The organism is Lysinibacillus sp. Y5S-8, from assembly GCF_036894365.1.
Lineage (GTDB): Bacteria > Bacillota > Bacilli > Bacillales_A > Planococcaceae > Lysinibacillus > Lysinibacillus fusiformis_D.
In genome coordinates, this window is record NZ_CP145889.1 from 3,135,411 (window position 1) to 3,148,013 (window position 12,603).

The window sequence follows — 12,603 nt, forward strand, 5'->3', positions numbered from 1 at the left end:
CACCTTATTTCGCTGCTTTTGGTAATACAATCTTTTTATGATTGCGTGACTCTTTATATAAAACAACTGTCAGACCGATTAATTGGACAAGCTCCGCACGAGCACCTGTTGCCAGTGATTCAGCAACTTCATGTTTGTCCTCTTCACAGTTATCTAAAATACGCACTTTAATCAGTTCACGTACTTCTAATGCCTCACGAATTTGCTTTGTCATTTCGTCATTAACTCCACCTTTTCCTACTTGGAAAATAGGTGTTAAATGATGTGCCTCTGCACGTAAAAAACGTTTCTGTTTACCTGTTAACATAAAAATTAGTTTCCTCCTAATTGCGCCTTAAGCTGCGCAATCATTGAATTTGTGTTTGGATAGTTTCCTAACCAGTGTTCAAAAGCAATGGCTCCTTGATGGACAAACATCCCTAAGCCTGTGACAATCGTTGCTCCTTTTTCTTCAGCCGCTTGTAAAAAAGGCGTCATTAATGGATTATACACAATATCCGCAACAATTGCTCCTTTCGCAAGTCGATCTAATGAAAATGGCATAGAAAAATTGCCCGTAGCAAGGCCAGCCGATGTCATTTGCACAATAATGCTGAAATCAGCTAATGTTTCTTCTGCTTCTTGTAATGACATCGCACGACCCATATCCATTTCATCAATTATCGCTTGGGCATTTGCCACCGTACGATTGGCGATAGTTAAATGGTGATAGCCTTGTTGCTGCATAGCAAAGGCAATACCACGAGCAGCGCCACCAGCACCAACAAGTAATACAGGCTTGTCCTTTCGAGATACACCAACGGCTTCTTCTAGTGAACGAACAAAGCCAATCCCATCTGTATTATAGCCTTTCAGCTTTCCCTCTTTTGTTCGTACGACTGTATTCACTGCGCCCATTTTTTGCGCCAGCTCATCTAGCTCATCTAAATATGGAATGATTGCTGTCTTATGAGGAATTGTCACGTTCCAGCCACTCGCCCCTAATGTTTTCAAACCAGCAACTGCTGATTCTAATTGATCAGAAGGTACATGCAAAGGAATATATGTCGCATCTATTGACATGTCCTCAAACCAAGCATTGTGCATGGCCGGTGATTTTGAATGTTCAATTGGATCACCCATAACTGCAAACCATTTCTTCATTTTCTAGTCCCTCTCTCTACTACATCCTTCTGTTTAGATCAGTGAAGGACGAATTGAAACTTGTACACCTTTTGGCGCGTAGGCTGCTACGACTACATTAGCATGCTGTACTGTAATCCAGCCCAGGCCAGAAAATACAACGTCTGTTTTCGCTTCTTTGATGGAAAACTCATGACGTACCAATGGTGGAAGTTGGTCGATAAAATCTGCAGTTGGAGGTGCCAGAAGCTCGCCTTTATGTTCTGCATATAATGTATCAGCCTTCTCAAGCTTTGTACGGTGAATCGGTAGATCGTTTGCCACATGGATTGTAAAGGCTGAACGCTCTCCCTGGATAAAATCAAATCTCGCCAATGCCCCAATAAATAGGGACTGTCCAGGATTTTGCTGGTAGACTTTCGGTTTAATTTCCTTTTTCGGCATAATATATTTTAATTCACTTGAATCAATATGATGAGCCATTTGATGATGATTAATAATACCAGGCGTATCATATAATGCACTACCATCATCCAGTGGAATGTCAATCATGTCTAAAGTAGTGCCAGGGAAGTGTGACGTTGTAATGACTTCCCCTTCTCCTGTAGCCTGTTTAATAATACGGTTAATGAATGTAGACTTCCCAACATTTGTACAACCTACAACATAGACATTTTGTCCGTTACGGTACTCGTCGATGGCCTCCATTGCTTCCGCCATTCCCTTGCCTTTATGGGCACTGACTAATAGAACATCGATAGGCTGAAGTCCTAGTGCCTTTGCCTCGCGTTTAAGCCAATTGATTACTTTTTTCGGTTTCACTGATTTTGGTAATAAATCTGCTTTGTTGGCAATCAAAAGAACAGGATTCTTCCCTACAAAACGGTGAAGCCCAGGTAGCCAGCTCCCATTGAAGTCAAATATATCAACAATTTTTACGATTAAGCCCTGCTGTGTTCCAAGGCCGTTTAAAATACGTAAAAAGTCGTCATCTGTTAATGACACGGGTTGAATTTCATTGTAATTTTTCAAACGAAAGCAGCGCTGGCAAATGACCACATCCTTTTCTAATGATGATGGGGGTGCATACCCAACTGCTGTTTTATCTTCTGTTTGAATTGTTGTACCACAGCCAATACAATTTGGCATTTCAATCATTCTTGTTCCTCCCAAGTTATTATTCCTTTACGTTTCAAATCATTAAATACTCGACGCTCAATGAAACGATTCAATTTTGTTACCAGCCCATCTGATTGTGCAACAGGCTTTACTAACACTGTATGCAAGCCTAAACGATTTGCGCCCATCACATCAGTCAGGAGTTGATCTCCAACCATGACTACTTCATTTGGGCGTAAACCTAGTTGAATCAGTGCATTATAAAAAGCATTACGAAGTGGTTTTTTTGCCTTGTGAATATACGGGATACCTAATGGCTCAGCAAAATGCTTCACACGCGCTTCATTGTTATTCGATGCAATAATAACTCGAATACCTGATTCTTTCATAATACGTAACCAAATAATCAGCTCTTCTGTTGCGTCTGGGCGATCCCATTCAACAAGCGTATTATCTAAATCCGTAATGATGCCTCTAATCCCTAATTCTTGTAACTTTTCCGGCGTAATTTCAAAAATATTCGTCACAAATTCGTTCGGTAATAAAAAATTATACAAAATAGCGACCCCTAATCTTAACGTATTATTCGACCATTATAGCATATTTGCAAAAGCTTCACCCATTCGAATTGGGCTTCCCTGTACAACATTATCTGTAAATTCAACCGTATCCTTTTCAAACAGCATAACCACTGTGGAACCAAATGAAAAATATCCAACTTCCTGACCTTTACGCCATTTCGTTGTCGTATTCGTAAGCACAATGGAATTAACAAAAGTCGCACCAACTTTAATAAAGGCTACATGCTGTTGATTGGCTGCTTTCAGCTCTGTCACCAAACGATAATTATGAGAAATTGGTTTTTTACCGTATGTAAGACCTAGCTGATTCACGGGATAAGATTTCTGACCAAGTGTATATTGTCGTACTACTTCCCCATCTATCGGACTATGGATACGATGATAATCAGCAGGACTTAAATAAAATACGATAAAATGACCATCTGCATATTGTGCGGCTCTCTCTGTATTACCTAGTAAATCTTGTAATGCATAGGGCTTACCCTTAACTAGAAATGTCATATCCCATTCAATGCGACCAAAAGATTCCACCTTGGCATCTACTGGGCTAACATAAATCGTTGGATTTTTTTCAATAGGTCGAGCTTCTTCTAGAAGTTCTCTTGTGAAAAAATCATGTAAACTTGAAAATTGTTGTTGTTTTTTTGAAACTTCTTCAATGTTAATATCGTATAACTTCATGTAGCTTGGAATTATACGTTTACTCCACTTCGCTTTTGCAATTGCCTGCAAAAGATGGGAAGATTGCTTACCATTCGTTAGTTCTATCAAGCGTTGATATAGTTTTTCTTTCATACAGTAAAACCCCTATCCATTAATTTAGACTGTCAATTTTTTCGCATTCGAAGTATAATGGTACAATATCTTAAGTGCAAAGGAGTGATCCCCCTTGTTTTTTTATCACAAGTTGGTGGATACCACGGTTAAGAAAATGAAATCGCACGCAGCTAACTTCATCACAATTAGTAATATGTCCTTTGGAGGCGCGGCTATTATGGCCACTTTACATGAATATTATAGCTATAGTGTCTTGTTTATCTTTATTGCAGCCCTTCTTGATCGCTACGATGGTAAGGTAGCGAGAGCACTCGGACAAGTGTCTGAGTTAGGTAAACAATTAGATTCTATGAGTGATATTATATCATTTGGTGTGGCACCTGCATTATTAATGTATGAAGTTGTTCTAGTTGATTTTGGTTTTGCCGGCATGATGATGGCCGTATTATTTATCGTCTGTGGCGCGATGCGTTTAGCTCGCTTCAATATTAGTGAAGCGAATGGTTATTTCACAGGTTTACCAATTACAGCTGCAGGTACGTTCTTAACTTTAACGTATTTCGCAGCCAATGCGTTCCATCCGGCATTTTATCTTTTCCTTTTTCCCATCTTAGCTTTACTCATGATTAGTACATTTACGCTAAAAAAAGTGTAACAGCACATTTGCTGTTGCACTTTTTTCATTTCCCACAGCTTTTAAACATATACTGTCGAAAAATGGGGAAAGGATGAAATCATTCAATGAGCGGAATTTTTACATCAATGTTGCAGTTATGGCTTGAAATCCCTGCGTTGCTTGGCTACTTAAAGGGGCAAACATTCCATAAACCCTTTTCAAAAGAAGAGGAAGCTGCTTGTATTGAACGATTTTTAGGTGGCGATGAGCAAGCACGTCTTGACTTAATCGAACGCAATATGAGGCTTGTCGCGCACGTCGTAAAAAAATTCCATCCAAAACATGAACAACTAGATGATTATATTTCCATCGGAACAATCGGTCTAATGAAAGCTGTCGAGAGCTATACCCCTGACAAAAAAACTAGACTTGCCACATATGCAGCCCGTTGTATTGAAAATGAAATTTTAATGCATCTGCGCACACAAAAAAAAGTGCAGAAAGACGTATCACTGTTTGAGCCTATTGGGACTGATAAAGATGGTAATGCACTGCAAATTCGTGATTTACTTCAGTGTGACGAAGAAAGCGCCACAGAAAAACTAGAGCATAAAGAACATGTAGCACAGTTATATCACTATTTGCATATGCTTGATGAACGTGAGCTCGAAATTGTGACACTACGCTATGGTTTAAATCAACAGGATGCCCTTACACAAAAGGAAATTGCTGCTCGTCTAAATATTTCACGCAGCTATGTATCTCGCATTGAAAAGCGAGCACTTATTAAACTCTATCAACTATACAAACGAGACCAAAAGTCTATTGAATAATATATTGTAAAATGGACAGTAGAAAAATTCAATGCATCATTGGCGGAAGATGTGCCTATTTCATGGCATATAAAAAGCTCCCCTGCGACATGACTATGTCGCAAAGGAGCTTTCCCGTCATACTAATGCGCTGACTCCGATAGTTCTGCTGAAATCAACGTGCCTATTAAAGTTGTAATAATGACTACACCCGCTGTTAAAAATAACATCATGAATGCCTCCCATTCTATTATGAAGAGATTTATTACTGTCAGTGTAGCATTTGTCCATTGCTTTAACTGTGATTTTTCTCACAGAATGACACGCACATTTTGACCATTTTGTGTAGTTTATAGAGAGGCAATTGCTTTTAAAACGACTTGTGTAGAATGCTTTGCAGCAACTGGTAAAAACTCATCGAAGCTAATATTCGATTCTTTCCCAGCAATATCTGATAAAGCACGAATGACAACAAAAGGTGTAGCAAATTGATAACATACTTGAGCAACCGCAGCCGCTTCCATTTCTACAGCCTTCATTTGAGGGAAATGACGACGAACCGCTTCTACACGTTCAGGATCATTCATAAAAGCATCTCCAGAGCAAATTAAACCGATGCCATACTGATGCTCTCCAACCGCCTTGACGGCCTCCTCAGCGACTTTCATCAATTTCTCATCTGATTTATAAGCTGCTGGCATCCCAGCCATCTGTCCGATTTCATAGCCGAAAATTGTGACATCTACATCATGGTGGCGAACTTCATCAGAAATGACGATAGCGCCTACCTCAAGTGCCTCGTCATATCCACCTGCAGAGCCTGTATTCATAACAACATCCGGCTTAAACTCATGTAAAAGGATTGTCGTAGACATAGCAGCATTCACCTTACCAATACCACTTTTTAATAACACGACTTCCTTGCCTTCATAAGTACCTGTTGTATACTCACTGCCTGCAATCATTGTACTTTGTGCATCGTTTAATGCTGCTCTTAGAAGCTCTACTTCCTCTTCCATTGCGCCAATTACTGCTATTTTCATGTATTGTTACTTCCCTTCTTTATCAACTCTATTAAAAATAATCAAAAGAGTGATTTTCGTCAATAGGCGCCTTCTAATGTGTTAAGTTGCTCTAACTTCACGGGCTTCCATCCTTCATTTTCAACCCATTCCATACTGACACGGTACATCTGAGATTTATCATTCGTTGAAACTGTCGCAACGGATGAATTAGGACCACCATTATTTTGCATACGCCAAATAATCATATTGCTTTGTTCGATGCCTGTCACAGTCGAAACAGTGGCTACCTTCTCAGCCCAGTCTACAGACTTGTCATCATATGAAGACACATGCTGACCTGTTTGAGTTGTAGGTGTTGGCTGCCAATTTCTATTCGTGATAACCTTGTCAACAATTGGATTATCCGAAGTCGACTCTTCTGGCGTACCTTGCTCTTCCTGAGATGTATCAGGCTCCGATTCTTCCTCGGAAGTTTTGTCTTCTTCAACAGCAAGATCTTTATCCTGTTCTTTCGCAGGTTCTTTATCTACTTCTTTTTCGTTATCACCGCTCTTTTCCTCTTGAGCTGGTTCATCTTTCACTGCTTGATCTGCATCATCTTGCCATTTAAACACATAGGTTGCTGTAATAATAATAAGTACAACCACAACACCTATTAAAACATTCAATAGTTTATCTAGCTTTTTATTACGAGATGGCTGCAAATGACGACTACTTCGAGTTTGTCGTTCACTCATAATGTCTCCCCCTCTCTAGCAAATATTCTATCAAGTTCGACAGCTCTTGCAAAATAATTATACTCACTATTTTATTGCCAAAGAATGTTAAAAGCAGCCAGCCTAAGGCTAACTGCTTGTACACTTACATATTATTTAATGGAAACAATTTTCACTTTCATTTCGCCACCAGGTGTTTGTACGGCAACTTCTTCACCTTCAGCACGACCAAGTAGACCCTTTGCAATTGGCGATTCATTTGAAATGCGGAATTCCATTGGATCTGCCTCAGCAGAACCAACAATTGTATACGATTCTTCATCTGATGACGGTTTACCATTAATGATTTCTACAAATGTAACCGTTTTCCCAAGTGATACAACACTGTTATCTGTCTCATCCTCAGAAATAATCACTGCGTTACGAATCATTGATTTTAATGTAGAAATACGACCTTCTAAAAAGGCTTGCTCTTCTTTTGCTGAATCATACTCAGCATTTTCAGATAGATCTCCAAAATCACGTGCTATTTTAATACGTTCAACGATTTCTTTACGTGTTTCTGTTTCTAATTTTACTAATTCTTCTTCTAATTTACGTTTTCCCTCAGCTGTCATAGGGTACTGTTTTTCATTTGCCAAAGTCCTTCACTCCTTGTTTCTTCAATATAAAAACATAAAACTCGACTAAATGCACGGAAGATGCATTTAATCGAATTTTATTATTTTTAAACTTTTTCAAATTACGCTTTGACCTAATAGTATGCATGCTTTTTTTAAATATGCATGAAAATATTGTCAATACCACTCTATCTTATTACAATACGTTGTCGGTTTCAAGAATAGTTTTAATTTTCGTTACCATTAAATCAATTGCCACCTCATTATCCCCACCTTCTGGAATAATGATATCAGCATAACGTTTCGTTGGTTCAATAAATAAATTATGCATAGGTCGAACCGCTGCTAAATACTGCTCAATAACCGAATCAGTTGTACGACCACGCTCTTTAATATCACGCATGATACGACGAATAATTCGTAAATCTGAGTCTGTGTCCACGAATAATTTAATATCCATTAAATCACGTAAATCAGCATCTTCTAGCACTAGAATACCTTCTAGTATAATAACATCTACTGGTTCGACATGGATCACTTCTTCTGCTCTCGTATGTTGCACATAGTCATAAACAGGTTTTTCAATTGGTTGACGCACTAACAATTTTTTTATGTGCTCAATTAATAAATCATTATCGAAAGCCAACGGATGATCGTAGTTTGTACCTAAGCGTTCTTCAAATGTTAAATGACTTTGATCTTTATAATAAAAATCTTGTTCAATCACCACAACGGAATGCTCACGGAAAACTTCATAAATGGCGCGCGTCACACTCGTTTTTCCAGAGCATGAGCCACCAGCGATTCCGATGACAACTGGTCGCTTTGCTGCCATTAGTTATTCTCCTTTCGCATCATATTATGCGGTTTTAATGGTGTGTCACATTTAAATTTCACAATTTGTAATGGATGACGAGCAGCATCTAGGCTATTGCCATCCTCGTCCCAAATTTCGCCCATTGTTAAACGGAAATTTTCAATTTCAGGACCAAAGAATTCTACTTCATCACCAGGTTTAAAATAATTTCGTTGTTGCATCGTCACGATTTTTGTTTCTGGATCATGATCTAAAATAAGACCCGCAAATTCATACGTTGTTTTACGACCATGCACTCCAAACATTTGCTCCTCGAAGCCAGGTGCATCATGGAAGAATGCTTCAGCCGTATCACGGTTGGCGCATTTATCCAATTCTTCGAGCCACTCGCGTTTAATTTTAAAGTTTTCCGGATCTGCACAGTAAGCATCAATCACTTTACGGTACACTGAAACAACTGTTGCAACATAATGAATGGATTTCATACGACCTTCAACTTTTAACGAATCGATCCCAAGCTCAATCATATGAGGAATTGCTTCGATTAATTTTAAATCTTTTGGACTCATCGCAAAAGATGCGTGATTGTCATCGAACAGTGCTTTTTCTTCACCATCTTCTAATTCATATAAATCATAGTCCCAACGGCATGATTGACAGCAACCACCGCGGTTAGAGTCACGAGCAGTCATATGATTGGACAGAACACAACGACCAGAGTAGGCGATACACATTGCACCATGAACGAAAGCCTCGATTTCAATATCAACCTTTTCCTTCATCAGCTTCATTTCTTCTCCGCCTACTTCACGTGCTAAAACGACACGATGTAAGCCTTCTTCTTTCCAGTACTGAACAGCCTTCCAATTGGATAGTGATTGCTGTGTAGAAAGATGAATTTCAAGCTTAGGTGCTGCTGTACGACATGTTTCAATAATCAGTGGGTCTGCAACGATAATTCCTGTTACGCCTGCTGATTCAATATCCTTTAAGTAACGCTCTAAGCCATCCATATTTTCATTGTGAGCAAAAATATTTGTCGTGACATAAATTTTTGCCCCATATTGTTTGGCAAATTCGACACCTTCACGCATCTCTTCAATCGAGAAGTTGTCTGCATTGGAACGTAGTCCAAACTCTCGTCCACCAATAAATACCGCATCTGCTCCATAATGAACAGCTACTTTTAATTTCTCTAAGCTACCTGCTGGGGCAAGTAGCTCTGGTTTTTTAGTAATGACACGTTTACCGTCGACAATCTCACGGATTTTGTCATTTTGTTCTAACGCTAATGCCATGGTATTGCCCCTCCTAGTAAACTGTTTCCTTGAAGATAAAGCCTGTATCTAATGGTCTAATGGCTGGTTGAATATCTTCAATTTGTGCTAATAAATCATCTTTTATCTCTTCATACGCGTCTTCTGATTCATCAAAATACGTATCGATGGCTTTGCGATAGATTTCTGTAACCGTTACTACATAGTCTGGTGTTTGTAGAACACCCTCGATTTTCAGGGCATCAATGCCACCTTCGAATAATTCACCAAGCTCATCAATTATACACATATCATTTGGACTGAAAATATGTGTCCCATTGACATCTTCATAAATAGGATATTTATTATTTCGCTCATCGTCATGTAGGAACATATTACGATTTTCTTGACGGTTTTCAATGGCCATCACCTTATCTTGATATAAGAAATAATGACCAAGTAATGGGCGTTTCGATTGGAACATACATGTCATGCCATGTACTTGTACCTCAATCTCCACCTCAGTATTTTCTTTAATTTCTAATACTTCATCAAGAGAAAGTTCACGTGCTAATACGGCACGCTTTGCACCACGTTTCCCCCAGTAATTTGCTGTAAACCAGTTTGTAGCAGTCGTTTCTGGATTCCAATGTAATGGAATCGTAACATCTTGCTCTCGGCGAATAATGAGTACCGCTGGATCACCATAAATTAAACGATCCACTCCGATACGTTGCATTTCTTTTAAATAGTCTGCCAGTGCCTCCAGTTTCTCATTATGAAAAAGGGCATTGACCGCAACATAAACCTTTTTACCTGCTGCGTGAATTAGCTTCGTCGCTTCTTCCACCTCTTCAACAGAAAACTCTCCAGCTAGACGTAGACCAAATTGTTGCTCACCAATAATAAAAGCATCTGCTCCAGCTTCTAAAAGTGCTTTTATATGTTCTACTGATTGTGGTGTCACAAGCAATTCTGGTTTTTTCATAGTAGTCACCTCTTCAAACATAGTAATAAACCGTCACCGACTGGCAAAAAAGCACTTGTATAATCTGGGTGCTGCATAATCCAATCTGTGAAGTTTTTTAAATTGCGAATCATTGTCCGCTTACGACGTGGCACATCCTTCAGCTCTAAATCAGACAGGCCATGCATGTACATATTATCGATATACAAAACCCCACCTGAATTCACTAAAGGGGCATATTTTTCAAAAAAGCGTTGATACTGACCCTTTGCGGCATCGATAAAGACCGCATCGAAAGTCGTATCAATAGCCTCGTCGTTCACCTCTAAAGCGTCACCCTCAATGACCGTAATTCGATCTGATACGGTAGAACGTCGAATATAGGCTTTCGCCCTTGTTACACGCTCTTGATCACGTTCAATTGTAACAATTTGGACATTGGGCAATGCCTCTGCCATTCGAATAGCAGAATAGCCAATTGCCGTGCCTATTTCTAAAATTTTTGACGGATTTTGAATACGTAACAGTTGATTTAATGCATCAATACCTGCTAATTGCATAATCGGTACATGATTCTCCTCCGCGTATGCTTCCATCTCTAAAAGCAATTCATTACGTGGCTGTATAAATGATTGTATATATGCATCTGATAATTCCATTATTTCACCCTCATTTAAAAGGCAACGAGCGTTTGCCGTTGTCTGTACTTCATCATTTATCAACAAAAAGAAAAAGACCAAACGTGATGTCTTGGTACTTTGCCATACAAAAATGAGCAATTGTTTAGATATGCTCCAACAATTGCTACCACGCATATTTGTCCCGCATAAATGAACGGATTGATCAAAAATCACACTTTATAATAGCATGAAAATAGAAGGAAAGCTATTTTTCTTTCCTTCTATCCATCTGTTTGCTATATACTTTTTGCTCTTCCTAAATGCTTATTCTTCTTTTTGTAAATATTTTGCTATTTTCTGTAAATGCTCATCATATGTTTTCGAGAAGTGATTAACACCCTCTTTATCTGCTAAGAAATAGAAATAGTCGGTTTGACTTGGATTTAATGTTGCCTCAATAGAAGTTTTACCAGCACCAGCGATTGGTCCAGGTGGTAAGCCTTTATTTTTATAAGTGTTATAAGCATTGTCCACTTCTAAATCTTCAAAAAGCACACGATCTTTATGATCACCAAGTGCATATAACACGGTCGGGTCTGTCTGTAATGGCATGCCTTCATTTATTCGATTATAGAAGACACTTGCGATTGTCTCTCGATCTGTTTGAGCTGTCGCTTCTTCTTCTAATAATGAGGCAAATGTTAATAGCTGATGCACCGACATTTGTTTTTCTGCTAAAACATCACTATAGTTCTTCACCACATTATTCATCGCCGCTATCATCTCTTCTACAATTCCCTGTAATGATGGTTTTTCTTCATAGTAAGAGTAAGTGGCTGGGTAAAGATAGCCCTCTAAATCATAGCGAATATTATCAGCTAACACAGCCTCCGTGACAAGTTCAGGGTAATTGGCCATCATTTGCTGAACAAATGTATCACTCGTCACAAGATCCATAAATTCCTGTTTTGTGTATGGTGTTTTCTTTTCAATCACATTCCCAATTTGTTCAAGTGTTAAGCCCTCCGGAACTGTCATTGTAAAGACAGGCTTACGGTAGACTTTCCCTGTTTTCAAGCTTTCGATCAGTTCATCGAATGTCATCGCCTGTGTTAGATCATAATTTCCTGCTTGGAATTGAGATTCATTTTTAAATTTTGCATAGTATTTAAAAACACGTGCATCTTTAATGACATCTTTTTTCTCTAGCAGCGTGGAAATGGATGATAAACTAGAACCAATAGGTACTTCCACAGCAATGGTCTTCGTCGCATTAGGATCGAGTGGCTTTAATGCACCCTTGACATAGTTGTACCCAAGGATACCAACAACACCGATTATAAGCACGAAAACAATCGCAATAATTGCAACGATTTTTCTCACGATTTTTACCTCAGATTTTCTTTCCTGCATTTTTGAAAACATTTCTTGTTTTTTAGAACCGTTATCCACGGGTTTCCCCCCTATCACTAATCAATATCATACTAGAAATCAACTTTCACGACAAACAGAAATCGACAATTCAGGAGAAATTGTATATGTAAAAAAAATCTGC

General features: G+C 38.8%; 15 protein-coding genes. 2 read left to right on the forward strand and 13 right to left on the reverse strand.

Going from position 1 to position 12,603, the window contains the following annotated elements; all coding sequences use genetic code 11:
* Positions 1 to 4: 4 nt before the first annotated feature.
* Genes yhbY through V6670_RS15225 form a run of 5 tightly spaced genes read right to left on the reverse strand, consistent with a single transcriptional unit; the run spans position 5 to position 3,617 of the window.
* The gene (gene yhbY / locus V6670_RS15205) at positions 5 to 307 is read right to left on the reverse strand and encodes a ribosome assembly RNA-binding protein YhbY (RefSeq protein ID WP_338651575.1); all 303 of its coding nucleotides are present in this window, start codon (positions 305 to 307) and stop codon (positions 5 to 7) included.
* A gap of 5 nt (positions 308 to 312) precedes the next feature.
* Positions 313 to 1,143: a shikimate dehydrogenase gene (gene aroE, locus V6670_RS15210; protein WP_089933484.1), complete on the reverse strand. Its 831-nt coding sequence runs from the start codon at positions 1,141 to 1,143 to the stop codon at positions 313 to 315.
* A gap of 33 nt (positions 1,144 to 1,176) precedes the next feature.
* On the reverse strand, positions 1,177 to 2,280 hold the full coding sequence (yqeH, locus tag V6670_RS15215) for a ribosome biogenesis GTPase YqeH (protein WP_036121905.1): 1,104 nt from the start codon (positions 2,278 to 2,280) through the stop codon (positions 1,177 to 1,179).
* Entirely contained in the window at positions 2,277 to 2,798 is a 522-nt protein-coding gene (locus tag V6670_RS15220; protein ID WP_058844216.1) for a YqeG family HAD IIIA-type phosphatase, read from the reverse strand. The genes yqeH and V6670_RS15220 overlap by 4 nt, the downstream gene beginning before the upstream one ends.
* Before the next feature lie 36 nt (positions 2,799 to 2,834).
* Entirely contained in the window at positions 2,835 to 3,617 is a 783-nt protein-coding gene (locus V6670_RS15225; RefSeq protein WP_249646110.1) for a phosphatidylserine decarboxylase, read from the reverse strand.
* A 136-nt stretch (positions 3,618 to 3,753) separates the two neighbouring features.
* Here V6670_RS15225 and pssA point away from each other — a divergent pair, with 136 nt between their 5' ends.
* Together pssA and sigK are read left to right on the forward strand one after the other, a co-directional pair.
* Entirely contained in the window at positions 3,754 to 4,254 is a 501-nt protein-coding gene (gene pssA, locus V6670_RS15230) for a CDP-diacylglycerol--serine O-phosphatidyltransferase (RefSeq protein ID WP_051891644.1), read from the forward strand.
* 86 nt (positions 4,255 to 4,340) lie between these two features.
* Positions 4,341 to 5,048 (forward strand): RNA polymerase sporulation sigma factor SigK, encoded by a 708-nt coding sequence (gene sigK, locus V6670_RS15235; RefSeq protein ID WP_036121917.1) that lies wholly within the window; start codon positions 4,341 to 4,343, stop codon positions 5,046 to 5,048.
* 329 nt (positions 5,049 to 5,377) lie between these two features.
* Here the strand turns inward: sigK and mtnN are convergent, their stop codons facing one another.
* The 8 genes from mtnN to mltG form a co-directional block, all read right to left on the reverse strand.
* A complete protein-coding gene (gene mtnN / locus V6670_RS15240; protein WP_036121923.1) occupies positions 5,378 to 6,070 on the reverse strand; it encodes a 5'-methylthioadenosine/S-adenosylhomocysteine nucleosidase in 693 nt (230 codons plus the stop codon).
* A gap of 59 nt (positions 6,071 to 6,129) precedes the next feature.
* Positions 6,130 to 6,789 (reverse strand): DUF1510 family protein, encoded by a 660-nt coding sequence (locus V6670_RS15245; RefSeq protein ID WP_338651577.1) that lies wholly within the window; start codon positions 6,787 to 6,789, stop codon positions 6,130 to 6,132.
* A 131-nt stretch (positions 6,790 to 6,920) separates the two neighbouring features.
* Positions 6,921 to 7,409: a transcription elongation factor GreA gene (gene greA / locus V6670_RS15250; RefSeq protein ID WP_338651578.1), complete on the reverse strand. Its 489-nt coding sequence runs from the start codon at positions 7,407 to 7,409 to the stop codon at positions 6,921 to 6,923.
* 175 nt (positions 7,410 to 7,584) lie between these two features.
* Positions 7,585 to 8,223, reverse strand: coding sequence for a uridine kinase (udk, locus tag V6670_RS15255; protein WP_036121933.1), 639 nt, complete (start codon positions 8,221 to 8,223; stop codon positions 7,585 to 7,587).
* Entirely contained in the window at positions 8,223 to 9,503 is a 1,281-nt protein-coding gene (locus V6670_RS15260) for a U32 family peptidase (RefSeq protein WP_058844213.1), read from the reverse strand. Before V6670_RS15260 ends, udk begins: the two co-directional genes overlap by 1 nt.
* A gap of 13 nt (positions 9,504 to 9,516) precedes the next feature.
* Positions 9,517 to 10,449 carry a peptidase U32 family protein gene (locus V6670_RS15265; RefSeq protein WP_338651579.1) on the reverse strand — a complete coding sequence of 311 codons (933 nt, stop codon included), beginning with the start codon at positions 10,447 to 10,449 and terminating at the stop codon, positions 9,517 to 9,519.
* Positions 10,450 to 10,454: 5 nt separating this feature from the next.
* Entirely contained in the window at positions 10,455 to 11,087 is a 633-nt protein-coding gene (locus V6670_RS15270) for an O-methyltransferase (protein WP_036121943.1), read from the reverse strand.
* 285 nt (positions 11,088 to 11,372) lie between these two features.
* On the reverse strand, positions 11,373 to 12,500 hold the full coding sequence (gene mltG, locus V6670_RS15275; protein ID WP_036121947.1) for an endolytic transglycosylase MltG: 1,128 nt from the start codon (positions 12,498 to 12,500) through the stop codon (positions 11,373 to 11,375).
* Between the last annotated feature and the right edge of the window lie 103 nt (positions 12,501 to 12,603).

Coding starts and splice junctions, on each gene's coding strand:
- yhbY (WP_338651575.1), bottom strand. CDS start 307: ATGTTAACAGGTAAACAGAAACGTTTTTTACGTGCAGAGGCACATCAT.
- aroE (WP_089933484.1), bottom strand. CDS start 1,143: ATGAAGAAATGGTTTGCAGTTATGGGTGATCCAATTGAACATTCAAAA.
- yqeH (WP_036121905.1), bottom strand. CDS start 2,280: ATGATTGAAATGCCAAATTGTATTGGCTGTGGTACAACAATTCAAACA.
- V6670_RS15225 (WP_249646110.1), bottom strand. CDS start 3,617: ATGAAAGAAAAACTATATCAACGCTTGATAGAACTAACGAATGGTAAG.
- pssA (WP_051891644.1), top strand. CDS start 3,754: ATGAAATCGCACGCAGCTAACTTCATCACAATTAGTAATATGTCCTTT.
- sigK (WP_036121917.1), top strand. CDS start 4,341: ATGAGCGGAATTTTTACATCAATGTTGCAGTTATGGCTTGAAATCCCT.
- mtnN (WP_036121923.1), bottom strand. CDS start 6,070: ATGAAAATAGCAGTAATTGGCGCAATGGAAGAGGAAGTAGAGCTTCTA.
- V6670_RS15245 (WP_338651577.1), bottom strand. CDS start 6,789: ATGAGTGAACGACAAACTCGAAGTAGTCGTCATTTGCAGCCATCTCGT.
- udk (WP_036121933.1), bottom strand. CDS start 8,223: ATGGCAGCAAAGCGACCAGTTGTCATCGGAATCGCTGGTGGCTCATGC.
- V6670_RS15260 (WP_058844213.1), bottom strand. CDS start 9,503: ATGGCATTAGCGTTAGAACAAAATGACAAAATCCGTGAGATTGTCGAC.
- V6670_RS15265 (WP_338651579.1), bottom strand. CDS start 10,449: ATGAAAAAACCAGAATTGCTTGTGACACCACAATCAGTAGAACATATA.
- V6670_RS15270 (WP_036121943.1), bottom strand. CDS start 11,087: ATGGAATTATCAGATGCATATATACAATCATTTATACAGCCACGTAAT.